Genomic DNA, 24,682 nt, shown 5'->3' with positions numbered 1-24,682 from the left:
GGAGAATTCGAAGATGGACGTTCGCGCCGCCGTTGCCGTTCAGGCAGGAAAACCGCTCGAGGTCATGACCGTACAGCTCGAAGGCCCGAAGGCCGGCGAAGTGCTGATCGAGGTGAAGGCGACCGGCATCTGCCACACCGACGATTTCACGCTCTCGGGCGCCGACCCGGAAGGCCTGTTCCCGGCGATCCTCGGCCATGAAGGYGCMGGCGTCGTCGTCGATGTCGGCCCCGGCGTCRCCTCGCTGAAGAAGGGCGACCACGTCATTCCGCTCTACACGCCGGAATGCCGCGAATGCTATTCCTGCACCTCGCGCAAGACCAACCTCTGCACCTCGATCCGCTCGACGCAAGGGCAAGGCGTCATGCCCGACGGCACCTCGCGCTTCTCGATCGGCAAGGACAAGATCCAYCACTACATGGGCTGCTCGACCTTCGCGAACTTCACCGTKCTGCCGGAGATCGCGCTCGCCAAGATCAACCCCGACGCCCCCTTCGACAAGGTCTGCTACATCGGCTGYGGCGTSACGACCGGCATCGGYGCSGTCATCAACACCGCCAAGGTCGAGATCGGCTCCACCGCCATCGTCTTCGGCCTCGGCGGCATCGGCCTCAACGTCCTGCAGGGCCTGCGCCTTGCCGGCGCCGACATGATCATCGGCGTCGACATCAACCCGGACCGCAAGGCCTGGGGSGAGAAGTTCGGCATGACCCACTTCGTCAACCCGAAGGAAGTCGGCGACGACATCGTGCCTTATCTGGTCAACATGACGAAGCGCCACGGCGACCTGATCGGCGGCGCCGACTACACCTTCGACTGCACCGGCAACACCAAGGTGATGCGCCAGGCGCTGGAATCGTCGCATCGCGGTTGGGGCAAGTCNGACCTGATCGGCGGCGCCGACTACACCTTCGACTGCACCGGCAACACCAAGGTGATGCGCCAGGCGCTGGAATCGTCGCATCGCGGTTGGGGCAAGTCSGTCATCATCGGCGTTGCGGGCGCCGGCCAGGAAATCTCGACGCGTCCGTTCCAGCTGGTCACCGGCCGCAACTGGATGGGCACCGCCTTCGGTGGCGTACGCGGCCGTACCGACGTGCCGAAGATCGTCGACTGGTACATGGAAGGCAAGATCCAGATCGACCCGATGATCACCCACACCATGCCGCTCGAAGACATCAACAAGGGCTTCGATCTCATGCACAAGGGGGAATCGATCCGCGGCGTGGTGGTCTATTGACGGTCACTTTCCTGGGGCGACGGAATGCCGTCGCCCTTTTTCGCCTCGCTTGTCCCGGCTAGATATGCCAGTCGGTCGTGTGGCTGGTTTCCGTTGTGGCCACAGGGCTGTCGGTGAGCGAATAGGCTCTGATATAGTCGATGTGCATCTCCGAGCCATTGGCTAGGCCGTTCGAAGGCGCTCCCGCTGAGCCGCCAACCGCCAGATTGACCAGCATGTACATTGGGTCATGCATATCGGCAGGCGTGTCGGTCTGCGCGATCGCAACATCATCGAAATACCAGGTGATGTGGTCCTCATCCCAGAGAACACCGTAATTGTGAAAGCCATCCGTGCTCGGCACCTTGACCGGAATTGACTCCATCGTGTGCGAGCCGCTTTCATTCGTGTGCGCGGTCACGTTGACCGTGTTGGGATCCTGTCCCCGCATCTCCACAACGTCGAGTTCTGGCGGCCATGAGCCGTCTTCGGGAAGCAACCAGAATGCCGGCCACACGCCTTGATCGGTCGGCATATCCGCTCTTATCTCGAAGTAGCCGTAGGTCTGAGCAAAGGACGAGTGCGTGTTCAGCAGACCCGAGGTGTAGTCGTAGCCATTGATCTGCGACTGGATCGCTTCCGAGGCCGGATCCGCCGAGATGGTAAGGACGCCATTGCTGACCGAAAACGGATTTGCGGCCGCGGTCGGAGCATGGTCCGGGTTTACGTACCACTGCAGCTCGCCGTTCCCCGTCAGGGTGCTCCCCTTTTCCGGCGCCCACCAGAACTTCGCGTCCCACGTCCCCTGGTCGCCGTGCCGCAGCGACAGGCTGTTGAATTCGTCGTCGAACGTGAGGCTCAGATGCGAACGATCAAGCGGCAGCTGGAACTGGCTTGCTTGCAGATTGGAAGCCTGAGTGTTCGCCATGACAAGGCTTTCGCCGCCACCCAGATCGAACCGCAGGTTGGCTCCCTCCTGCGTGGAATGAGCGATCAGCTGCTCGAAAGACGACAGGCCATAGCCGTTCAATCGCAAGGTATCGTCGCTTGAAAAATCTACGATGAGATCGCTGCCATTGCCGTGGGTGACGACGAAGGTGTCAGCCCCGCCGCCACCGATCAGGACATCGTTCCCGGCGCCGCCGTCGATGGTCTGGCGGCCAGACGCTCCGGAGATGATGTTGTCCAGGGAATTGCCAAAGGCGTACCGCCCGTTGCCGGTTACCGTCAGGTTCTCGAAGTTGTCGGGAAGTGAGAAATCCATCCAGGTATTGATGGTGTCTATACCTCCACCCGGCTCCTCCGCCGCGCGGTTTATTCCAGAGTAGAGATAGTAGATGTCGTCGCCGGACCCGCCATGCATGGTTACGTTGACCGAACTGTCACCCCAGATCGAGTCGTTGCCGGCCGTGCCGTTCAGAACGGCACCTCCGCCGCTCGCGGAAAACCAGGCCGACGACCCGCCGCTATAATATAGCGTCTGGCCGACAGCATTCTCGATTGATTTTGCCATTATCTACTCCTTCGATTTCGGATCAGTTGAGGATCGGTTGTTCCTCCCAAGGCTGCTTCAGTCCTCCCGAAACGCACGTGCAAGCTGGTCCGTGAATGGCTTGGCGACATAGGCGAGCCCGGTCTGTTCGCCGGTTGCTATGAATGCCTCGACAGGCATGCCGGCTATCGGTGTCAGAGCACCCAGTCGCTGCCACTCGGCTGCCGATACAGCGACCCGGACCGTGTAGTAGGACTGGCCTGAAGTCTTGTCGGCTGTCAGTTCGGCGGAGATCGATGCGACATTCCCGGTGATCTCGGGTGTCGTCCGATAGTTGAAGGCGGAAAAGCGCAGTTCGACAGTCTTTCCAACCGCCACCTGATCGATGTCTCGCGGCGACAGTTTCAACTCCGGTATGAGCGCATCGCGATCGGGCACGATCTGCATGATCGTGTCACCTGCGCGAACGACGGTTCCCGGTGCGTGTACGGCAAGCTGATGGATGATGCCGTCCTGCGGCGCCACTATTTCGGCATGTCGAAGATCGTCCTCGATCGCGGCGCGCCGCTCAAGATACTGGCCGTTTTCGCTCTCGGCCTGCTTGAGCTGATCGGAGACGTCGCTGCGCTGATCGTCTCCGAGCTGGATGATCTGAAGCTCCGTCTCGGCGATCTTGCCTTTGACCTCAGCGACCGAGGCGACAAGGCTGCCGAGCTCGCCGTTGAGGTCGGCCTGGTCGCGTTGCAACGCGTAGACGCGCGTCGCCGGAATGACGCCCTGCGAGAGGAGCGGTTGAAGGCTCGCGAGCTCCTTCCCGATGACGGCGATCGCCCGGCGCTTTCCATCCTGCTCAGCCATAAGGCCTGCCGTCTGCTGGTCGAGCTGATGGATGCGCTCTCGCAGCTGCGCGATTTTTCCCTGCATGGACGCGCGACGGTCGGCGAATAATCTCTGCTCGCCGTTTTCGATGGAGGTGATCTCATTGAGGTCAAGGCCGTCGGGAGCGGGTGAAAACGAGATCGCCTCACGACCATCGCGTTCCGCCACGAGGCGTGCCGATTGGGCCGCCAGTTCTGCTAATCGCCGCGATACGATCGCGAGATTGATTTTTGTCTGGGTGTCGTCGAGGTGGAGGAGGACCTGGCCGGCGTTGACCCGATCGCCGTTGCGAACCGATATCTGCGCGACGATGCCGCCCTTCTGATGTTGCACGGGCTTGACGTAACTGTCGACGACGAGTGCACCCTGCGCGATTACCGCGCTGTTGATACGAACCGTTGCCGCCAGCCCGCCAAGCACGAAAACGAACACGAACACGGCGGCAAGGGCGAGCGTGGTGAGGTGGCGGATCTTCTTTTCCGTCGTGGTTCTGGCCAGTCGCATCACCGTGGTGTCTCCCCGCCTGCACGCAGTAGCTGGACGAACGATCCGGTTGCGGCGATGCGCTTCGCGCCTGTTCCGAGCACCTGCGCGGTGGGGCTGAAGGCTTTGGCGCGACCGGCCTCGAGAAGCAGCACCTTGTCGCAGACGGACAGGACGCTCGTGCGGTGTGTCATGACGAGCACGATGCCTTGGCGCGATCGGATCTGCTCGATGGCCTGTGTCAGGGCTTGCTCGCCTTCGCGGTCCAGATTGGAGTTCGGCTCGTCGAGCACCACAAGGAAAGGATTGCCATAGAGTGCCCTCGCAAGCCCTATCCGCTGTCTCTGGCCAGCCGACAGCATCATTCCCTGCTCGCCAATCCGGGTGTCGAATCCATCCACGAACCGAGTGATCATGTCATAGACGCCTGCCGCCTTGGCAGCCGCGATGACACGTTCCGACGGCGCCTCCGGGTCGAACCGGGCAATGTTTTCGACGATTGTTCCGTCGAATAGCGAGGCATCCTGGGGGAGGTAACCGATATGCCGGCCGAGGGCCGCACGCGACCATTGCGTAAGGGAAGCGCCGTCCAGGCGAATGTCGCCCGCGAAGGCGGGCCAGATGCCGACCATTGCGCGCGCCAGTGACGTCTTGCCCGAGGCGCTTGCACCGACGACACCGATCACCTCGCCGGCCTTCGCTTCAAGGGATAGCCCTCGAATGATCGGTGACGCCGAACCCGGAGCGCCGAGATGAAGGTTGTTGACTTCCAAGAGCTGTTCGGGGGCCGGCAGCGCAACGGCGTGTGGCGTCTCCTCAGTGGCGTGCGCCTCTTGTTCGAGCCTGTAATAAGCGAGGCGCGCAGCGGCAAATCCTTTCCAGTGCGCGATCGCAAGTTCCACAGGAGCAAGCGAACGGCTGACCAGGATCGAGCTCGCAATCATGATCCCACCGGTGGCTTCCTGGCGGACGACGAGCACGGCGCCAACCGCCAGTACGCCGGACTGTAGGAGCATTCGCGCGGACCGCGATAGCGTCGAGAGCGTAACAGACACGGTTCCCGCCCGCGAATGGCTGTCCAGATAGCGCCCGCTGATCTCGACCCACCGCGCGGACAGCTCCTCTGAGAAGCCCATCGCGGAAATCACTTCGGAATTGCGCCGTGTCGTCTGGGCGAATGCCATCCTCTCGGCGAGCAGTTCGACCGATTCTCTTGTCGGCTGGCGCGACTTGATCTCCGCCAGAAACGCGAGGCCGACAATGATGGCGGCGCCGATTGTCGCTGTCACTCCGATCCAGGGATGGAAGAGAAAGCAGAGCCCCAGATAGAACGGCATCCACGGCATATCGAATAATGCGCCGGGGCCGGGGCCAGACAGAAAACCGCGCAGCGTATCGATGTCGCGGATGGACTGTATGCCATCTCCCGACGATGGCTTGCGGCATGCTGCCTGCGAAAGCGAGGCAAACGCGGAAGCGCTGTATCGCTCGTCCGCTTTCCGTCCGATCTCACCCAGTAGCAAGCAGCGAATGAGATCGAGAAGCCAGTAGAAGGCGAAGAGCACAACCACGATGATGACCAGCCCCACCAGTGTCGGAAGGCTGTGGCTTGGAATGACGCGGTCATACACCTGCAACATGAAGAAAGAGCCGGTGAGGGCTAGCACATTGATGATGCAGCTGGTCACTCCGATACCAAGAAAACCAGCTTTCAAAAGATTGAACATGCCGTGAGATGGCCGCGCCGGCGACCGAAGGCTCGTTCTCAGCAATGTGTTCTCCGCTTGTTGCTAGAGTTGCGATCGACGCAACCGACACTTCCAAGAGTGAGCTAAAATGACCGCCCTGACGACTGCAAAGCGCAGGCTGCAACCGCCTTCGAAATAGGTTGCCAAACCACTCGTTAAACCGATGTTGAAGCGTTCCGTTGGCGCCGCGAACACTGTCCGCTATCGAGCGGCGCGAATGCCGATCAAGCAAGTTCGAAGGGTGCTTGTCGATATGCCGTGCATTTTCAGAGAGGATCGAGTTGATCAGATCGCACGGGGGTGACGGGCACGCGCTTTACCTGCAGCTTCATCTCGCCGTTAGTGTCCACGAGAGTCATACGCGTGATCAGCCTCGACCACGCCGCTTTGGACAACTGCAGGTCGGAGTAGCCAAGCCGTTAAGCGAAGAATCCAGATCCAGCTGACTGTGAAACTACTCGCGTTAAACGTGAGTACAGAAGATGCCAAGCGTGGGGTGAAAGTAGAACCTCGTGTCCCTGCCATTCATTTGTTCGTTCCGCATTCAAAACCCTAGCTGCGCATCTCGCGTGGAACAATTTGGGGGTCTCGCGGCGTTTGTCACTAGCAACGCTCAATGGTTTGGCGCCCCTCCCGGTGTGCGGGCGCGATGGGCAAAGTTCAACAGGCGGTCGATTCCCGATGTGGGAAGGCAGCCTCAGGCACGGAGAGACACAATGAAAAACATTGTTCTGTCAGCAGTCATCGCCACAGTCGCCGCGAGCGCTGGGCTAGGTCAGGTCGACGCGGCGTTTGCGCGGTCTCACCACCACCATGATGACGGTGCGGCTGTCGCCGGCGGACTGGCTGCCGGCGTGATCGGCGGTCTGGTGGGCGGTGCCATCGCTAACAACAACGAGCCCAGGTACTACGATCCGCCGCCACGCCCGCGCTGTTGGTATGAGGACCGCCAGGTGCGCGACGCCTATGATGGCGGTTGGCATATCGAAAGCGTGCGCGTTTGTGATTGACCGATGAGATCGCAGGGGCCGTTCGCCAGCGGCCCTGGCAAATTGAGTCCGGATGTCAGCCGCTCCGACGAGCGCCCTCCAATCAGCACGGGATCGCCTCGTTCAGTCAGTTTATGAGCCAGCGCAAGACCGATGGACAGCGCTGGAACGCTGCTCGCTGAGCCCGTATAGAAAACGCGGGCCGGCATTACCTGGAGTTTGGATTCCACGATGTCCTGCCCCAGTGCGGCGGGCGCCGTTCAACGCGACCGAGCGCGAATATCAGAAGAATTACACCGAGCGCGATCGGCGACGCCCAGATCCAGTCGGGAGTCTGGAGCGGGCAGACGCAAATCGCCGCACCAGCGACGAGAGGGATCACGCTCGCCGCGACAACACGGAATGTGGTGGTGCGTAAAATTCTCATCTGAACCTCGAGTTTGGCTTTGGCCCAGTAATCTATAAAAATTATATACTACACAACGCGTGCCATCCCAATATTCATCTCAGGAATAGAATCTCTTGCTCCGGAGACGATGCGATGATCACGAGATCGCGTTCATGGGGCCCAGCGAGCGGGTAATCGTCCACAAGGCGACAGCCTCATTCCCGTGTCGCCTCCACCAAATCGATCTGCGTTAACTACCGGAAATGCCGAGATTTTGGGCGCGTGCACGACAGCGATCGCCGAGGCGTCGCAATGCTCCGCACAGGACGCAATTGCCAATTCCCCCACTCCGGTAAGGAAGTGGGTTGACAAAGATCAAAGCAGAAGTCCAATATATAGATACATTGTCTTGTGATGTTGGACAAGAGGGAAAAGGCAAAAAAATGGCAGTGAAACCGCTGACATCGGTGTTGAAGACGCTAGCCGCATTCGATTGCGTTGCTGCAGCGGCGGAGCCCTTGCGTCTTGCCGACGTCGCCCGACAGCTTGAAGAAGCACGCGGCGCCGCTCATCAACGTCTTGTCACTCTCGTTGAGGCAGGTTGGCTCGAGCAAACCCAGGATGGTCGCTATCGACTGAGCCTTCGGGTTGTCAGCCATGCCGCCATGGCGCTCGAACAATCCAACCTCGGCGCCCGGTTCGCGGGCGTGCTGGAGGAGATGGTGACGCAGAGCGGGGAAACCGCCTCGCTCGCCATCCTCGATGGCAGGGACGCGGTCATCGTTCGTCGTGTGGAGTCTCGCGGCGTGCTGCGGGCGGACCTCAAGGTCGGCGCCCATCTCCGGCTGGATCGCACCGCCTTCGGCCGGGTCCTCGTGTCGCACGCCCGTCCTGAAGTGGTCGAACGACTGCGTGTGCAGGGTGTGAGCCTGCCGGACGATGAGGTGATCGCCCAGGTTCGTTCGCAGGGCTACGCGATCTCCGAGGTCGAAGGGCCCCGCACCGTCTCGGCCGTTGCGGCTCCGCTTCTGGATGCGCAGGGCGAGTGCGTTGGCGCGCTTGCGCTCTCGGGCCCGTTCACTGGTTTTGACACTGAAAAATGCGCGCGGATCGTCATTGCTGCAGCGGCAGCCAGTTCCGGTCGCATGCGAGGAGAACAATGAGCATGACCGCCATCAAGAAACCCGCTCCGGAATCGGACGCATACCGCATTACGCGGCTCATGCGTTCGGCTTCCGAGATGATGGAGCCCGAGCGGCTCGCGGCCATTCAGCCGTCGCGTATCAGCGCGTCGCGCGCCTTGCTTGGCCGCGCCATCGGTGGCCGCTGGCAAATCATCTGCAAGCGCTTCGACATCGATGAGAAGGGCAATGGCGTCGCGGAATATCGCATCGATATCGGCGGCTGGCGTTTTTCATTCCCCGTCTATTCCTTCGAGCCTTCGCCGCATGGCCGCACGGGCCGTATTATCGGCCGCTCGTGGGATATGATGGGGGCTCTGGTCGAAGGCGACATGAGCCAGGCGGATTTCGAGACGACCCGCGCCGAGCTTCCGAAGCTCTATGAGGGTCGCGCCACGCCCGGAACGCTGATCTGGTGCCGCTCCAACCGCAGCGGCCGGTTCTTCGAAAGCGCCAAGCAGGCGCTGCAGGCCGGGCGTCAGCCTGACGTCGCCGAACTGGCGCAGACCTGCTACCTGATGCGCAACACCGGCCTCGACGGCAACGGCACCTTCGGCACCAAGACGTTCCTCGCTTACGAAGGCGATCATCCGTTGCGCTGGTCGCTCGCCGCCCAGATGCTCTGCGCCTACATGATGCGGGTGTTCGCTCAGGATCTCTTGCAGCACCTCGTTCGGCTGGCCTCGCCGCAGGCGCCCGCCATGGCTAAGGATCTCCGTCGCTTTCTCGGCGTTGGCAACGGTTCGGCGCTTGGCCTGATGCTGTTCGTCAACAATCATCCGCGTCTCATCGAGCGGTGGCTCTTCATTCGCGAGGAAGCGATCGCCCGCGCAAAGGCGGTTATGCCTGACGATGAAGGCTCGGAGATCGCCAAGCTGCTCGCGCTGGTCGAGAAGGCGATCACCTTCCGCACCCAGGATCGGGCAGCCTACGAAAATTTCACCCGCTCCGACGTTCTCGCCGAGGAATTGCAGGTCATCCGCCGCGCGGTCGCCGATCTTCTCGATCGTTGGCGAGCCGGCAACCGCTTCGCAGCCGAGCCCTTCGCTGATCTCGCCGCATCGCTCGAGGGACGCGTCCACGCCGAAGCCATGGAGACGCTGTATTCGCTGTTGATCGAACTCGTCCCCGAGGAGGCCGATGCGCTTGTCGACGGTCTTGTCATCGACGAGGAGCTGACTGGGCGCCCGGAAATGCCGGTTGGCCGGCTTCGCGAAATTCTGCGCAACGACTATGCCTGGGCTTTCCGCCTCGATCTCGATATCGCGGCGGCCGAGCGTTACGTCTGGTACAAGTCCGTAACCGCGGAAGAGCCGCGCCGTGGACCGGCCGCTGAAGTCGGGGAGGACGTTGTCAATCTGGGTCTCGATCTGCCCCGGCTGGTCGTCGCGCTCGATCGCGATCTTGCGACAGTCGATGCGTCGCTCAGTACCGCACGGTTCCTGCTTGCGCACCCGCAGCACCGGGCGATTGTCACCCGCGTTCAGGCGCTCGCCGGCACCAGCCTGCATTCGCCGCACGCCGACATCATGAGCGGTGCCTTTACGCCCGCCCATATCACCCGCCTTCTCAACGTCGGCATTCACGGCATCGACAAGACCCGCGACTTCCTCGACCGAAACCTGCGTGGCGTCCTGTTCCACGGCGCCCCGATCCCGGAGGACATCGCTAACGGAACCGCCGACGACCTGTGGTTCTACCCCTCGGAGCCAAACCTATGAGCACGTGCCAGTCCAACCCCTCCTCGTCGCTGATCGTCAGCCTGCGTGAAATGCGCATGGTATTCGAGCGTCTCGTTCAGGTGACCCGTGTGGAACCGGGCCTCGTTCCCGCCCTGCGGGACTGTGCCCTCTATTCGGCGGCTCTCGGTCTCGACGGGTTTGCCCGGGTGAGCGCCAACCTCGAAGCCGTCAAGGCTTCCGATCCCCATGCGATCTCACTCGATGACGACACAGGATTGAACATCAACGGCGGTGGGCAGCATGCCTGGATCATCGCCGAAGCCGCGCTCGGGCTCGCAATCGATAATCTCCGCGTCGGCGGTCAGGGTGCCGTCAGCGTTCGCAACGTCTCCGATATCGGCGAACTGCGCGTTGCCGAAGCGCTGGCCCAGCGCTTTGCACTGCAGGCACGCGTTGCGATCGGCGAGGCCGGCACGTCTGCCACGATCACGGTCTCATCCGCGACGGAGCCTTCGCAGATCGCCCTGCTGGACACCATCCGCCGCAACGGACTCGTCGTGAATGCAGCGCTCTGGTGGGAACTCTATCACCGCTCGGCCGATGCGCTAGCGCCCGATTCCTACATGTCGCGCCGCCATGCCGGTCCAATCATCGTCGAGGCCGATGGCAAGGTGATCGGACGCCAGGACGAGGATGAGACCGACTTTTCGCTGCTTCTGGCCGATGCACCCAAGTCCGGTGCCGCGACAGCCAAACATTGAATGGAAAGACCATGATTATCGATGCTCTTCAATGCGGACATTTCAACCGGGAATCCTTCGAAGCGCTGAAGCGCGGCGGCTATAGCGCCGTCACGCCGACGCTCGGCTTCTGGGAAGGAACGATGGAATCGCTGGATTCGCTGGCGCGCTGGCGCGACATGGAGCGGGAGAACGGTGACCTCATCCTGATCGCCAGGACGGCTGCGGATATCGAGCGCGCCGAGCGCGAAGGAAAACTCGCGGTCGTGCTCGGCTACCAGAATTCCAACCTCTTCGAGGACCGGATCGCCTACGTCGAGTTCTTCGCGGAACTCGGCATTCGCGTCGTGCAGCTTACCTACAATAACCAGAACGAACTTGGCGGTTCCTGCTACGAGGAAAACGACAGCGGTCTGGCTCGCTTCGGCAAAGATGTCGTTCGCGAGATGAACCGGGTCGGCATGCTGGTCGATCTCTCTCACGTGGGCGACAAGACGACACTTGATGCGATCGAGTGGTCGCAAAAACCGGTGGCCATCACCCACGCGAATGCCGCCTCGCTCTTCGCCCACAAGCGCAACAAGTCCGACAGGGTGATCAAGGCTTTGGCCGAACGTGGCGGTGTCATTGGTTGCGTTGCCTATCGCAACATCACGCCCGACAGCGCCTGCGCGACCGTGGACGGCTGGTGCGAGATGGTGGCGCGCACGGTCGACATCGCCGGCATCGATCACGTCGGCATCGGTACCGACATTTCGCACAATCACACCCAGCGTGACTATGACTGGATGCGCAAGGGCCGCTGGACCCGGTCGGTTCAATATGGCGCGGGCTCGGCGGCAACGCCTGGCGCGGTGCCTAAGCCGGAATGGCTGCTGAAGCCCGACAATCTGAAGGAAGTCGCACCGGCCCTGCTGCGCGTTGGCTTCAATCAGGAAGAGGCCAAGAAGATTCTGCGCGACAACTGGCTGCGCCTCTATTCCGAGGCTTTCCGCGCCGACTGACCGATTCCGAAATCCGGCATCCAAGAACAAGAAGAGCAGCCAAATCGAGCGGCTCCCGGAACAGCGATCAACCGACCATTCGAAATAAGGAGAAAGACGGATGGAAGAGTTCAAGAAAGCATCAGCTACCCCCCTGTCACGCCGCACTGTGCTCGGGGCAGGCCTTTTCGGCGCGGCGATCCTCGCCTCTCCTTTCGTGCGGCGCGCAACCGCCGACGAGAACGTGCTCTACGTCAATACCTGGGGCGGTGACTGGGAGGCTTCCGCAAAAGCCAACCTGTTTGATCCCTTCACCGAGAAGACCGGTATCGAGATCCGCACGGTTTCGCCGATTTCCTTCGCCAAGCTGTCGGCGCAGGCAAGCACCGGCATCTATGAATTCGACGTCACCACGCTTGGTGTTGCCGACATTGCCCGCGCCAATGCCGCCAGTCTCATCGAGCCGATGGAAGGCCATGTCGACGGTTCCGCGCTGTGGGAAGGCGCCATCTACCAGAACGGCGTCGCGACACATGGTTTCGCCAACCAGATGGCCTACAATGCATCAAAGTTTCCGAACGGAGGGCCGAAGACATGGGCCGATTTCTTCGACGTGCAAAAGTTCCCCGGCGCCCGCAGCATGCAGCGCCATGCCGTGCGCGTCATGACCTTCGCGCTGCTGGCGGATGGCGTGCCGAAGGATCAGCTCTTTCCCTTCGACATCGATCGCGCCTTCGCGGCTCTCGACCGGGTCAAGCAGGACGTGCGTGTTTGGTGGACGGCGGGTCCGCAGGCCCGGCAGGTTCTCCTGGACGGCGAAGTCGACATGGCAGCCGTCTGGAATTCCGATGCTCGCGCAGCCCAGGAAGGATCCAAGGACAAGGTCGAAATTCTCTGGGATCAGGCGGTCATCGATAAGGGTTGCTGGGTCGTGGCAAAGGGCTCCCCGCGCGCCGAGAACGGCTTCAAGCTGCTCAATCATATCGCCGGCAATGCCGAAGGCCTCGCAAAGTTCTGCATCCAGGACCAGAGTGGTCCGATGAACCCGAAATCCTTCGATTTCATACCGAAGGACGTCGCGATCTATATGCCGACCTATCCGGAGCACCTGGCCAAGGCCGTGGTGATCGATGCGGCGAAGCTTCTGCCGCAACTGGATGAGGTGACAAGCCGCTTCGAAAGCTGGGTTGGCATCTGACATGAGCGTTCCGGTCCTGGACTGACCTGGGACCGGACTTATCAGTACCTCGGGATTGGCTGCGTCCGACGCCTCGACGTAACTCCCTGGGCTCGACGATCGAGCTCAGTCCGATGATGAAGGAGCAAGGCGATGAAACTCCGAGCGTCTCCGGCCCTGGTCGCAGGGCCGATACCGCTGATGGCGCCAGCGGTGATATTTCTTTCGGTCTTCTTTCTGGTGCCGCTCGGCTATGTCGGGTGGATGAGCATCTCGCAGCCGGCCTTCGGCCTGCAAAATTTCGCGAGGCTCACCCATTCCAGCCTGTTCGCTTCAGTGCTGCTGCAGACCTTCAAGACCGCCTTCATGGTCACCGTGCTGAGCCTGCTGTTTTCCTATCCGCTGGCCTACGTCGCGGCGAACGGTTCGAAGCGTCTCGCGATGTTTCTGCTGACGCTGATCGCGATGTCTTTCTGGACCAGCTATTTGGTTCGCACCTACGCCTGGATGGTCATCCTCGGCAATCAGGGCCCTGTGACCGCCTTGCTTGTCTGGCTCGGGTGGAATCCAGCCCCGAAGCTTCTCTATACGACATTTAGTGCGACCCTTGCCATGACGCATGCGCTGATCCCGTTCATGACCATGTCGCTCTATGCGGTGATGAAGCGCATCGATCCGCTCTACATGCGGGCGGCCCAGAACCTTGGCGCAAACCCTTTGCGGGCCTTCACGACCATCTATCTGCCGCTGAGTGCGCCGGGGATCGTCAATGGCTGTACGCTGGTTTTCATTTCTTGCCTCGGCTTCTACGTCATGCCGGTGCTGCTCGGCAGCCCGCGTGACCAGATGATCGCCGGCATCATTGGTGACCAGATCGAACAGACGCTCGATTTTGGCCTTGGCGCTGCGATCTCGATCGTGCTGCTCGCGCTCACGCTTGCGATCTATGCTGTCTATAACCGCTTCTTCGGTCTCGACCGACTGTGGGCAGGAGGTGACCGATGAGCCCCTGGGTCCGTGCACTCGCACTTGTCATCATTGCCGTCGTCGCGGCGCCGATGTTCGTCGTCTTGCCGATGTCGCTGAGTTCTTCCGCTTCGCTGGCCTTCCCGCCGCCAAGCTACACGCTGGCCAACTATGTGCGCTTCTTCTCTGATCCGAACTGGACGCAGCCGCTCGTCAACAGCCTGATCATCGGCGTCGGCACCGTCTGCGTGACGATGCTGGTGGCGGTGCCGGCGTCCTTCGCTCTCGTGCGCTACATCTTCGTCGGTCGCGGGCTGTTGAACCTGCTGATCATGCTGCCGATGATCGTTCCGACAATCGTCATGGCGCTCGGCTACTACATGTACTTCGGCAAGCTGCATTTGGTACAGAGCTATGTCGGTGTCATCCTCGCGCACAGCTGTATCGCGATGCCGATGTCGACCCTGATCCTGACGGCCGCGCTCAAGGGATTCGATCAGTCCGTCGAGCGCGCTGCGATGAACCTTGGTGCCTCGCCGTTCACGACGTTTCGCCTGATCACCTTCCCGATCCTGCGCCCGGCATTCTCCGTGGCGGGGCTATTCGCTTTCATCGCCTCCTTCGACGAGGCGGTGATCTCTCTCTTCATCTCCGGTCGCGACAAGGCAACGTTGCCGCGCCAGATGTTCAACGCCGTTCGCCAGGAGGCCGACCCGACCATTTCGGCGGCATCGTCGTTCCTCTTCCTGCTGGTGCTCGCCGGTATCTGCATCTGGCTCGCGCCGCAAATCATACGCCACCCCGAGCGATCCGCCGGTAGTGCGGAACCAAACGGCGCCACCCAACCTGCCGCTGCGGCATCCTGATCAGGAGCAAAGCCATGAACGCCCGTTCCCTCACGCTTCGCAATGTCAACAAGACCTATGACGGCAAGCATATGGCTGCCGACGATGTTTCGCTCGACATCAAGGCTGGAGAATTCGTCTCCTTTTTGGGGCCGTCCGGTTCCGGCAAGACGACGACGCTGATGATGATTGCCGGCTTCCAGCATCCGACCAGCGGCGAGATCCGCCTCGGTGACCGCGCGATCGACAACCTGCCGCCGCACAAGCGCAACATTGGAATGGTCTTCCAGAACTACGCGCTTTTCCCGCATATGAGCATCGCCGACAATGTCGCCTTTCCGCTGCGCATGCGCGGGCTGGAAAAGACCGAGAAGGAGCGGCGCTCCCGCGAAGCGCTCGCCAAGGTCGGCCTCCAGGGTTTCGAGAAACGCGTTCCGTCCGAGCTTTCGGGCGGCCAGCAGCAGCGCGTCGCGCTCGCGCGCGCGCTCGTCTTCCAGCCCGATGTCATTCTGCTCGACGAACCGCTTGGAGCCCTCGACAAGGCGCTGCGCGAACACATGCAGGTGGAGCTGAAGCGTATCCACAAGGATCTCGGCGTGACGATGGTCTACGTCACCCACGACCAGACGGAAGCGATGACGATGTCTGACCGCATCGCTGTCTTCAATCAGGGGCGGATCGAGCAGATCGGGACGCCGAACGACATCTACTTCGCTCCGAAAACGCGGTTCGTTGCGTCCTTCATCGGGGACAGCAACATCATTTCCGCCGCGTCGCTGGGGGATGGCCGCTTCGAAACGTCCGTCGGTATCGTCGAAACGAAGGCAGCTGCCGCCGAGCGCAATCGCAAGGCCGATCTTCTGCTGCGACCGGAAATGATTCGTATCAGCGATGATGCTCGATCGGAACGCCAGCCGCTGAAGATCGAAACGACCATCAACTATGGCGACAACCTTCTGGTCATCGGCAAGCTCGGAGCACAAGCGATCCGCATGCGGGTGCCGGGCGTCGATGCACGCAAGCTCGATGGCGTTTCCGAATGTCACGTGACCTGGCGCAGCGAAGACGTTCACGTCATCGCCTGAGTACCAATTCAAGAACACCACAGCATTCCTTATGGAGCCTGCCATGAACGATCGTCCGAACTCTCTTCACGCCCTGGACAAGGAGACACTGGTTCATCCCTATACGAACCTTGCGGTGCACCAGGAGGTGGGGCCGCATGTGATCACGGGCGGCGAGGGCATCTACGTCTTCGACGATGAAGGCAAGCGCTACATCGAGGGGCTTGCCGGGCTATTCTGCGCAGGTCTCGGCTTCAGCGAGCCGCGGCTTGTCGAAGCGGCGACGCGCCAATTGAAGACGATGCCGTTCTACCATGCCTTCGCGCACAAATCGACGGAACCCGGCATTCGCCTCGCCGAAAAGCTTCTATCCATGGCGCCGGTTCCGATGTCGAAAGTCTTCTTCGCGGGCTCCGGTTCCGAGGCGAACGATACGGCAATCAAGCTGATCTGGTACTACAACAACGCGATGGGCCGGCCGGAGAAAAAGAAGATCATCTCGCGGCGCAAGGCCTATCATGGTGTCACCGTCGCGACCGCGAGCCTGACGGGTCTGCCATTCAACCATCGCGACTTCGATCTGCCGATCGCAAACATCCTGCACACCGATTGCCCGCACTACTGGCGCTTCGCAGAGCCCGGCGAGAGCGAGGAGGACTTCGCCACCCGGCTGGCCGGCAACCTGGAGGCCATGATCCTGGCCGAAGGTCCGGAAACGATCGCGGCATTCTTCGCCGAGCCTGTGATGGTGTCCGGCGGCGTGATCACGCCCCCGAAGACCTATTTCGAGAAGGTCCAGGCAGTTCTCAAGAAGTACGACATCCTTCTGGTCGCCGACGAGGTCATCTGCGGCTTCGGACGTACCGGCAACATGTTCGGTTCCGAAACCTATGGACTGAAGCCCGACATGATCAGCTGCGCCAAGCAGCTCTCCGCCGCTTACATGCCGATCTCGGCCCTGATGATAAACCAGAAGATCGCCGATGCGCTCGTTGATCAGAGCCGCAAGATCGGGACGTTCTCTCACGGCTACACCTACGGCGGCCATCCGGTAGCGGCAGCGGTGGCGCTGGAAGCGCTGACGATCTATCAGGAGATCGACATCGTCACCCATGTTCGCAACGTCGCGCCCCGTTTCCAGGAGGGCATCAAGCAGCTCGGCGAGCATCCGCTGATCGGCGAAGCCCGTGGCGTCGGTCTCGTGGCCGGCCTGGAGTTCGTCAAGGACAAGTCGACGAAGGAAAGCTTCCCGCCGGCCTGGGCGGTGGCCAACCATGCCGGAAAGTTCGCGACCGAGCGCGGCGTCATCACCCGTGGCCTAGGCGACATAGTCAGTCTCTGCCCGGCAATGATCATCAACGAAGAGCAGATCGACGATCTGATCGGCCGCATGAAGCTGGCGCTTGACGATACCCTGGCCTGGGCGCGGGCGCAGGGTTACGTAGCCTGAGGGGAGAGCGAAGATGTCCGACAAGACCAACTTCGGCTACGAGCGACTGGGCATGCTCATCGATGGGCGCTGGATCTACGAAAGGGAGCGGAGCCAGGATGTCTGCGATCCCGCAACGGGCCAGATCATCGGGCATCTGCCACATGCGACCGACGAAGACCTCTCGCAGGCCGTAAGCTCGGCGCAGCGCGCATTCGAGAGCTGGAAGGAGCGTTCGCCGCTTGATCGCGGCCGGATCCTGCGGCGCTTTGCCGAGCTAGCACGGGAGCATGCCGAGGAAATCGGCGCCAGCATGACGCGCGATCAGGGCAAGCCGCTTGCCGAAGCCATCGGTGAAATCCGCTTCGCGGCTGATCACGCGGATTGGCATGCTGAAGAAGCGCGCCGCATCTATGGCCGTATCATCCCCTCTCGCGATCCGCGGGTGCAGCAGCTTGTGACCCGGGAGCCCGTCGGCGTCTGCATCGCCTTCACGCCCTGGAATTTCCCGTTCAGCCAGGCCTTGCGCAAGGTCGTCGCGGCCTTGGCGAGTGGTTGCACGATCATCCTGAAAGGGCCGGCGGAATCGCCGTCTTCGACGGTCGCGATCGCAAGGCTCATGCAGGAGGCTGGGCTGCCGGACGGTTGCCTCAACATCGTCTGGGGTTCTTCCGCGCATATTTCCGAGACACTTCTGGCTGCCCCCGAGGTCAAGAAGATTTCGTTCACCGGATCCGTGGAGGTCGGAAAAGTGCTCGCCGCGCTTGCGGGGCGCCACATGAAGCGGTCCACCATGGAGCTTGGCGGGCATGCTCCGGTCATCGTCTTTGATGATGCCGATATCGATGCTTCGGCCGACGCACTGGCGGCGCAGAAGGTGCGCAATGCCGGCCAGGTCTGTATCTCACCCACCCGTTTCTATGTCCAGGCTAAGGCGCATGATCGCTTCCTTGCCCGGTTCGCCGAGAAGGTCGCCGCCACCAAGGTTGGAAACGGTTTCGACGAGGGCGTCCAGATGGGGCCGCTCTGCCATGGCAGGCGGGTGACCAGCATGGAGGATTTCGTTCGCGACGCCCGTGAACAGGGCGCCGAGATCGTCACGGGCGGTGAACGCATCGGCAATGCCGGTTTCTTCTACGCCCCCACGGTCGTTGCCGGCGGCACCGATGCCTTGAAGCTGATGAAAGACGAACCTTTCGGTCCGATCGCTGCCGTTACACCGTTCATCGATTTCGAAGAGGTCATCCGACGTGCCAATAGCCTGCCTTTCGGTCTCGCCTCCTACGTCTTCACCGGTTCCAGCAGCCGGGCGCAGCACGCGGCGCAGGCGCTTGCTGCAGGCATGGTCAGCATCAACCACTTCGGCCTGGCCCTTCCTGAAACCCCCTTCGGCGGGATCAACGACAGCGGTTATGGCAGCGAGGGCGGCACGGAAACGTTCGACGGCTATCTCAACACGAAATTCGTGACCCGCTTCGATAGCCGGCCGCAATGAGGATGCGATGAAAGCCTATTTCTCACCGCATCAGGCCGCGCACCGGCCGGAGCGCTCGTTCTACAATGGCGCGTTCATCCCGCCGCAGGAAACAGCAGCGCGCACCGAGCGACTGACGGCCGCCCTGACCGACGCCGGAGCCCACGTTATTGCGCCTGGCGATCACGGAGTGGCGCCGATCCTCGCCGTGCACGATGCGGACTACGTCGCCTGGTTGAGTGAGGCGCATCGGCGCTGGCGAGAGGCGGGGTTCGGGCACGATGTCATGCCGAACGTGTTTCCGCACGACCGCACGTCGGTCAGCCGTGATCTGATCGAGAAAGGTACGGTCAATGCGCAGGCCGGCCTGTATCTCGGCGACCTCTCTTGTCCGGTGGCCGAAGGAACATACGAGGCCGCATACTGGAGCGCGCAAGCGACCGTCAGCGCCGCCACAGCCGTCTTGGAGGGGAAAGGACATGCCTTCGCTCTGTCCAGACCGCCCGGCCATCATGCCTATCGCGATCGGGCCAACGGCTTCTGCTACTTCAACAATGCAGCTATCGCGGCAGAAGCGCTCCTGAAGCGCTTCGAGCGGGTCGCGGTCATAGATTTTGACATGCACCACGGCGACGGAACACAATCGATCTTCATGGAGCGGCGTGACGTTTTCTTTGGATCGGTTCATGCAGATCCGGCAAGCTGCTACCCATATTTCAGCGGCTTTGCGCACGAGAGCGGCAAGGGCGTCGGTCTCGATACGACGATTAACATACCGCTGGAAGCCGGCGCAGATGACGCGGCCTTCATCGCAGCCAACGCTCGCTTGGCAAAGGCATTGCAGGCCTTTGGCGCCGAGGCGCTGGTGCTTTCGGCTGGCTGGGATGCACACGGGCGCGATCCGCTCTCGCCCTTCAAGGTGACGGATGACGGCTTCCGCGCAATCGGCGCTCTCTTTGCTGCCCTGAACCTGCCGACGGTGATCGTGCAGGAGGGCGGTTACAACCTCGACAGTATAGGCACGTCGCTTGCCGCGTTCTTCAGCGGCTTTGAGACGAACGACAGGGAGAATAGATATGTTTGACGTCATCGATACCGGATCAGAACCGGCGGATATTCCGGTCAGCGAAGTGGTTCGCGCCGGCAATCTCGTCTGGTCGGTACACATTTCCGAGCATCCGGTTACCGGCGAGCTTGTGCTCGGCGACATCGAAACGCAGACCCGCCGCACACTGCAGAACCTCGAGATCGCCATCCGTGCGGCCGGTGGTACCCTGGCGGACGTCGTGCAGGTCCAGGTCTTTCTCGTTGAGAAGACGGATTCGGCTGGAATGAACAAGGTCTATGCCGAGTTCTTCAAGGAGCCTTATCCGGTACGGGCAACCGTCGTCGTCAAGGAACTCCTCTCGGAGGGGCTTCGCATCGAAATTCTCGCCCACGCGGTGCTCGGCAACGCTGCCCAGCCGTCGGGAAATTGATCCGATGTTCGAGAAAGTCCAGACCGGCATCGCCGCATCGAAAGCGCCTGCCAGCGGTACCGTAAAGGCCGGCCGAATCGTGCGCTCCGCCCACATCGCCAAGATACCGGAGACCGGTGCACTGGTGACCGGCAGTATCGAAGAGCAAACGCGGCGGGTTTTTCTGAACCTGCGTCAGGCTCTTGAAGCTGCCGGAGGCGGTCTATCTGATGTCGTGCAGGTTCAGGTCTACCTGATCGATCGCGCCGACGCGCCGGGCTTCAACGCTGTGTACCGGGAGTTCTTCAAAGAGAAATTCCCGGTGCGGGCGACCGTCGTGACCGACCTTCTGTCCGCGGGCATCCGGCTCGAGATCCTCGTGACTGCCGTTATCTGACGACTTCGATGCCGGGCGGTTCAAGGCTCCCAAGCAAGATTTGGGAGCCTTTTGTTATGGTCGTCGGCGTTAACGGAGGTTGCTCTCAAGAGAACCTGTGTTCTTTTCCTTGAACAGGCGAGGCGAAGAGCGTCTGTCCGATAGACAGCGGCCGATCGCCGTCGGTCCTGGCAACGAGAGATGGCAGCTGCTCAGCGTCAAGGAACACCACGGTGTCGGCACCGAGCCTTTCGATATGCCTGACCTTTCCGCGCCATTTGCCCTCGTTTTCCGAAAGCGCAATGTGCTCCGGCCTGATGCCGTAGGTCTTGCAACCCTCTTTCTCCGCGATTTCCCCGTCGAAAAGGTTCATCTTCGGCGAGCCGATAAAGCCCGCGACGAAGGGTGTTGCCGGATTGTTGTAAAGCGTCATGGGGCTGCCGACCTGTTCGATCGTGCCTCCGTTCAGCACGACGATCTTGTCGGCCATCGTCATCGCTTCGACCTGATCATGCGTGACGTAGATCATTGTAGCGCCGAGTTTCGCGTGCAGTTCCGTGAGCTCGAGGCGCATCTGCGACCGCAGCGAGGCGTCGAGGTTCGAAAGTGGTTCATCGAACAGGAACACCTTCGGATTGCGGATGATCGCACGGCCGATCGCGACGCGCTGACGCTGGCCGCCCGAGAGGGCCTTGGGCTTGCGATCGAGCAGATGCGAGAGCTGGAGAACGTCGGCTGTCTGTTTAACCTTTTCGGTGATTTCGGCCTTCGGGCGGCGCGCGAGCGACAGGCCAAAGCCGATGTTCTCACCGACGGTCAGATGCGGGTAAAGCGCATAGGACTGGAAGACCATGGCAATGCCGCGTTGGGAAGGGTCAGCCTGCGTGACATCCTTGCCGCCAATAAGGATTTTGCCCGACGTGGATGTTTCAAGACCCGAGATAATGCGCAGAAGCGTTGACTTCCCGCAGCCGGAAGGACCGACAAAGACGCAGAACTCACCTGCCTCGATCGTCAGATCGACGCCCTTTATCACGTCGAGGCTGCCAAAGCTTTTGCGGACATCTTCTAGAACGACTGATGTCATGACTTATCCCTTCACGGCGCCGGCAGTCATGCCTGCCACGATCTGCCGGTTGAAAAATACGAAAACGATGAGGGGCGGAATGGTGACCAGCAGAATGTTCATGAAGAGGAGATTGAACTGGGTCTGGAACTGCCCCTGGAAGTTATAGAGCGTCAGCTGCACCGTCACGTTCTCGCGACCGGGCAGGTAATAGAGCGGGTTCGTGAAGTCGTTGAAGATCGCGATCGACTGCACGACGATGACGGTTACCGTGACGGGTTTGAGCAACGGCAGGACGACCCGGAAGAAGATTTGCAGGGGTTTTGCACCGTCGATAATGGCGGCTTCATCGAGATCGCGTGGAATAGTGGCGATGAAGCTGCGGAACAGCAGCACGGTGAAGGCCAGACCATAGGCAACCTGGATGAGGATCATCCCCGAGATCGTCTTGAACAGACCGAGCGATTGCAGCACCCAGATGGTCGGCACGACGGCGGGCGGGATCATGAGACCGGCAAGGACCGCCCCGTAGATCACGGTATTCCAGCGCGAGGGCCGGCGTTGCAGGACGTAGCCAACCATGGCGCCGAACAGCACGAGCAGCGTCACCGCGACCACCGTGATGACGGTCGAATTGAAGTAGGCCAGCAGAAGCATGTAGTTGCGGGTCTGCACAACCTCCATGAAATTCTGCCAGAGATGCCATTCGCGGGGCAGGCTGAAGGTCAGCGTCGCAGCGTCCTGCTTGGTCTTGGCGGCCGTGATGAAAATAAAGAAGAAGGGCAGCACGAAAATCACGCCGGAGGCCAGCAGCGCCGTGATGCCCGTGTAAAGCTGACGACGGTTCATAGGTCCACCTCCTTGCGATTGAACCATGCCGTCATCGGCAGGACGATCAAGGCAATCAGGAAAAACAGGATGACGTTGCCCGCGGTCGAGAGGCCGTAGAAGCCAGCCTGATATTGCTTGTAGATGACGCTTGCCAGCACGTCCGAGGAAAAGCCCGGGCCGCCACGGGTCATCGCCCATATCAAGTCGAAGCTGCGCAAGCCGCCGATAAGCGACAACGTTACGACGGTCACTGTGGCCGGTTTTACCAGCGGCACGGTAACCCGGAAGAACATCTGCCGGCGGGTCGCGCCGTCGATCCTTGCGGCCTCGTAGTAATCGGGGCTGATCGAGGCAAGTCCGGCGATAAAGATGACCGTGGCCAGTCCGATGCCTTTCCAGAGGTCGACGAATACGATCGAGTAGAGCGCAAGCGCCGGATCGGTCAGCCAGCCCGGACCATGGATGCCGATCGCAGCCAGCGCGACGTTGATGACCCCGCGGGTTGGATGCATGAGCACGGAAAAGGTGATCCCGACGCCGATGGTCGAGACGAGAACGGGAAAGAAGATCACCGTTCGAAGCAGACCCTGCGCCCATATGCCTGATGTCAGTAGCACGGCCAGAAGCAGTCCGAGCACCGTCTTTGTGCCTGAGGTCAGGATTGCGTAGATGACCGTGTTTATAAGCCCCTGGATCAGGAAGGGCTCGCGAAAGAACTGTCTGTAGTTTTCAAACCCGATGAATTGCGCGCTGAAAAGGTCCCAGCGGGTCAGGCTGAACCAGAACGAGGCGATCGTCGGTGCGAGAAACAGGACCGTGAATACGACCGCGGCCGGCAGCACGAACCAATAGGGATAGGGTGATTTGCGGGTCATGGGGGATACCTTGAAGCTTCCCCCACCTGGCCGAGACCAGGCGGGGGATCGGCTGGGAGGTTACCAGTTCGGCAGGCCGAGCTGCTTGGCCTGCTTCTCGACATCCTGGTCGTATAAAGCGGCGGCGTCCTTGGCGGAGCGAATTCCGGTTCCTACTTCAACCGTGATCTGCTCAAGCGCGGGGCCCTTCACGGGTGATACGAACTCCAACGCCGGCGCCGTTCGTCCTTCGGTTTCGAAGTAGGGCAGCATGTCGGAAACCACCGCCGGGATATCCTTCGGAAGCTCACAGCCCTTGACCAGATAAGGGCCGGAAGGAACCGCCTTGGCCATCAGGTCGCATGCTTCCTTGCTGCCGACAAAGTCGAGGAACTTCTTGGCTTCCGCAACATTCTCGGACTTGGCCGATGCGTAGAGCGCAGACGGCATCCAGACTGTCAGGCCGTTCTTTGCTGCATCCGTGCCGGGCTGAGCGAAGAAGCCCAGGTCCTTCAGGCTGTCTGGAACATTCTGTTGGACGTTTCCGATGCCGAAGGTCAGATTCGGATAGTGTGCTGCTTCACCCGTGGCCACCATTCGCATGCCGTCGTCGAATTTGGCGGCGCCGAAGTCGGCGTTGAGGAAACCGGCCTTCGCGACCTCTTCAAGGTGCTCAAAGCCGCGCATTGCGGCCGGCGTGGTGGCGTACTTCACCTTGTTGGCGGTATAGTCGTCGGCGAAACTCGGCACTTCTGCCTGGACATTGTAGTAGTCCGCCAGAACGAAAATCTGCGACGTCCAGGTGTCGCCGTAAGTCTGTGCCACGGCAACCTTGCCGGCCGCCTTTACCTTTTCGTTGTTGGCCATGAATTCGGCCCAGGTCTTCGGCGGCGTGAGGCCGAGATCCGCGTAGATCTTGCGGTTGTAAAAGATGCCGCCCCCCATCGCAGGGCCGAACGGCATCCCGCGCACATGGCCATCGGGACTCGTGACAACCTTCTTGAAGCTATCCAGAATTCCCGCTTCGGACGGGAGATCGGAGAGGTCGGCGATCGTTTCCTGCGGCTTCAGTGCCTGGAACAGTGACCCGCCATTGTAAAGGAAGACGTCGGCCATTTCGCCCGTGGCAAGCCGGGTCTTGATGATGTTGTCGCCTTCCGAACCGCCTGCTCTTTGTTCCACATCGAAGCTTACGTCGGGATGCTTCTCCGTGTAGGCCTTTGAGACGGCGTCGAACGACGCGATCGTCTCGGGATTGGTGTCAATCAGGATGCTCAGCGTCACGTCGGCATGAGCGACGCTGGCTGCAAGCGACATCATGGTTGCGGCAAGGATGCTGCACTTCGTCATTCTCATAGT

At 61.0% G+C, this 24,682-nt stretch carries 22 protein-coding genes and 1 pseudogene; 16 read left to right on the top strand and 7 right to left on the bottom strand.

Going from position 1 to position 24,682, the window contains the following annotated elements; genetic code table 11:
* Positions 1-13 precede the first annotated feature (13 nt).
* Both ASE04_RS22665 and ASE04_RS31760 read left to right on the top strand, forming a co-directional pair.
* Positions 14-882: pseudogene (locus ASE04_RS22665) on the top strand (alcohol dehydrogenase catalytic domain-containing protein); the annotation flags it as partial.
* Between the two features lies 1 nt (position 883).
* On the top strand, positions 884-1,240 hold a 357-nt coding region (locus ASE04_RS31760; protein ID WP_244490476.1), incomplete at its 5' end, for a zinc-binding dehydrogenase.
* Positions 1,241-1,298: 58 nt separating this feature from the next.
* Here ASE04_RS31760 and ASE04_RS22660 read toward each other — a convergent pair.
* Genes ASE04_RS22660 through ASE04_RS22650 form a run of 3 tightly spaced genes read right to left on the bottom strand, consistent with a single transcriptional unit; the run spans position 1,299 to position 5,800 of the window.
* Complete coding sequence (locus ASE04_RS22660; protein WP_056822611.1) at positions 1,299-2,732, bottom strand: family 16 glycosylhydrolase; 1,434 nt, start codon at positions 2,730-2,732, stop codon at positions 1,299-1,301.
* A gap of 57 nt (positions 2,733-2,789) precedes the next feature.
* Complete coding sequence (locus ASE04_RS22655) at positions 2,790-4,094, bottom strand: HlyD family type I secretion periplasmic adaptor subunit (protein ID WP_056822609.1); 1,305 nt, start codon at positions 4,092-4,094, stop codon at positions 2,790-2,792.
* On the bottom strand, positions 4,094-5,800 hold the full coding sequence (locus tag ASE04_RS22650; RefSeq protein WP_056822760.1) for a type I secretion system permease/ATPase: 1,707 nt from the start codon (positions 5,798-5,800) through the stop codon (positions 4,094-4,096). Before ASE04_RS22650 ends, ASE04_RS22655 begins: the two co-directional genes overlap by 1 nt.
* A gap of 737 nt (positions 5,801-6,537) precedes the next feature.
* Between ASE04_RS22650 and ASE04_RS22645 the strand changes: the two genes are divergently transcribed.
* The 14 genes from ASE04_RS22645 to ASE04_RS22580 all read left to right on the top strand — a co-directional run bounded on the left by ASE04_RS22645 (position 6,538) and on the right by ASE04_RS22580 (position 20,593).
* Entirely contained in the window at positions 6,538-6,831 is a 294-nt protein-coding gene (locus tag ASE04_RS22645; RefSeq protein ID WP_056822595.1) for a hypothetical protein, read from the top strand.
* A gap of 810 nt (positions 6,832-7,641) precedes the next feature.
* Positions 7,642-8,361 (top strand): IclR family transcriptional regulator, encoded by a 720-nt coding sequence (locus ASE04_RS22640; RefSeq protein ID WP_056822587.1) that lies wholly within the window; start codon positions 7,642-7,644, stop codon positions 8,359-8,361.
* Between the two features lie 2 nt (positions 8,362-8,363).
* Positions 8,364-10,100, top strand: coding sequence for a hypothetical protein (locus ASE04_RS22635; protein WP_056822580.1), 1,737 nt, complete (start codon positions 8,364-8,366; stop codon positions 10,098-10,100).
* Positions 10,097-10,822 (top strand): hypothetical protein, encoded by a 726-nt coding sequence (locus tag ASE04_RS22630; protein ID WP_056822569.1) that lies wholly within the window; start codon positions 10,097-10,099, stop codon positions 10,820-10,822. The genes ASE04_RS22635 and ASE04_RS22630 overlap by 4 nt, the downstream gene beginning before the upstream one ends.
* Positions 10,823-10,833: 11 nt before the next feature.
* Complete coding sequence (locus ASE04_RS22625; protein ID WP_056822558.1) at positions 10,834-11,805, top strand: membrane dipeptidase; 972 nt, start codon at positions 10,834-10,836, stop codon at positions 11,803-11,805.
* Positions 11,806-11,905: 100 nt separating this feature from the next.
* Positions 11,906-12,982 carry an extracellular solute-binding protein gene (locus ASE04_RS22620; protein WP_056822548.1) on the top strand — a complete coding sequence of 359 codons (1,077 nt, stop codon included), beginning with the start codon at positions 11,906-11,908 and terminating at the stop codon, positions 12,980-12,982.
* Positions 12,983-13,114: 132 nt separating this feature from the next.
* Complete coding sequence (locus tag ASE04_RS22615) at positions 13,115-13,966, top strand: ABC transporter permease (RefSeq protein ID WP_056822535.1); 852 nt, start codon at positions 13,115-13,117, stop codon at positions 13,964-13,966.
* A complete protein-coding gene (locus ASE04_RS22610) occupies positions 13,963-14,793 on the top strand; it encodes an ABC transporter permease (protein ID WP_056822524.1) in 831 nt (276 codons plus the stop codon). The genes ASE04_RS22615 and ASE04_RS22610 overlap by 4 nt, the downstream gene beginning before the upstream one ends.
* Positions 14,794-14,807: 14 nt before the next feature.
* Entirely contained in the window at positions 14,808-15,857 is a 1,050-nt protein-coding gene (locus tag ASE04_RS22605) for an ABC transporter ATP-binding protein (RefSeq protein WP_056822514.1), read from the top strand.
* A 43-nt stretch (positions 15,858-15,900) separates the two neighbouring features.
* Positions 15,901-17,286 (top strand): aspartate aminotransferase family protein, encoded by a 1,386-nt coding sequence (locus tag ASE04_RS22600; RefSeq protein WP_056822757.1) that lies wholly within the window; start codon positions 15,901-15,903, stop codon positions 17,284-17,286.
* Between the two features lie 13 nt (positions 17,287-17,299).
* Positions 17,300-18,760: an NAD-dependent succinate-semialdehyde dehydrogenase gene (locus ASE04_RS22595; protein ID WP_056822503.1), complete on the top strand. Its 1,461-nt coding sequence runs from the start codon at positions 17,300-17,302 to the stop codon at positions 18,758-18,760.
* 7 nt (positions 18,761-18,767) lie between these two features.
* Positions 18,768-19,823 carry a histone deacetylase family protein gene (locus ASE04_RS22590; protein ID WP_056822492.1) on the top strand — a complete coding sequence of 352 codons (1,056 nt, stop codon included), beginning with the start codon at positions 18,768-18,770 and terminating at the stop codon, positions 19,821-19,823.
* Positions 19,816-20,217 (top strand): RidA family protein, encoded by a 402-nt coding sequence (locus tag ASE04_RS22585; RefSeq protein ID WP_056822481.1) that lies wholly within the window; start codon positions 19,816-19,818, stop codon positions 20,215-20,217. Before ASE04_RS22590 ends, ASE04_RS22585 begins: the two co-directional genes overlap by 8 nt.
* A 4-nt stretch (positions 20,218-20,221) precedes the next feature.
* On the top strand, positions 20,222-20,593 hold the full coding sequence (locus ASE04_RS22580; RefSeq protein ID WP_056822469.1) for a RidA family protein: 372 nt from the start codon (positions 20,222-20,224) through the stop codon (positions 20,591-20,593).
* A gap of 85 nt (positions 20,594-20,678) precedes the next feature.
* On the opposite strand, the gene ASE04_RS22575 is transcribed toward ASE04_RS22580, so the two are convergent.
* Genes ASE04_RS22575 through ASE04_RS22560 form a run of 4 tightly spaced genes read right to left on the bottom strand, consistent with a single transcriptional unit; the run spans position 20,679 to position 24,679 of the window.
* Entirely contained in the window at positions 20,679-21,659 is a 981-nt protein-coding gene (locus ASE04_RS22575; RefSeq protein WP_056822461.1) for an ABC transporter ATP-binding protein, read from the bottom strand.
* Between the two features lie 3 nt (positions 21,660-21,662).
* A complete protein-coding gene (locus ASE04_RS22570) occupies positions 21,663-22,487 on the bottom strand; it encodes a carbohydrate ABC transporter permease (RefSeq protein ID WP_056822454.1) in 825 nt (274 codons plus the stop codon).
* Positions 22,484-23,344, bottom strand: coding sequence for a carbohydrate ABC transporter permease (locus tag ASE04_RS22565; RefSeq protein ID WP_056822442.1), 861 nt, complete (start codon positions 23,342-23,344; stop codon positions 22,484-22,486). Before ASE04_RS22565 ends, ASE04_RS22570 begins: the two co-directional genes overlap by 4 nt.
* 60 nt (positions 23,345-23,404) lie before the next feature.
* Positions 23,405-24,679: an ABC transporter substrate-binding protein gene (locus tag ASE04_RS22560; protein ID WP_056822434.1), complete on the bottom strand. Its 1,275-nt coding sequence runs from the start codon at positions 24,677-24,679 to the stop codon at positions 23,405-23,407.
* Between the last annotated feature and the right edge of the window lie 3 nt (positions 24,680-24,682).

The sequence above is a fragment of the Rhizobium sp. Root708 genome (assembly GCF_001429725.1).
Classification (GTDB): domain Bacteria; phylum Pseudomonadota; class Alphaproteobacteria; order Rhizobiales; family Rhizobiaceae; genus Rhizobium.
The sequence above is the reverse complement of the archived record's forward strand: the minus strand, read 5'-3'. Positions and strand labels throughout refer to the sequence as shown.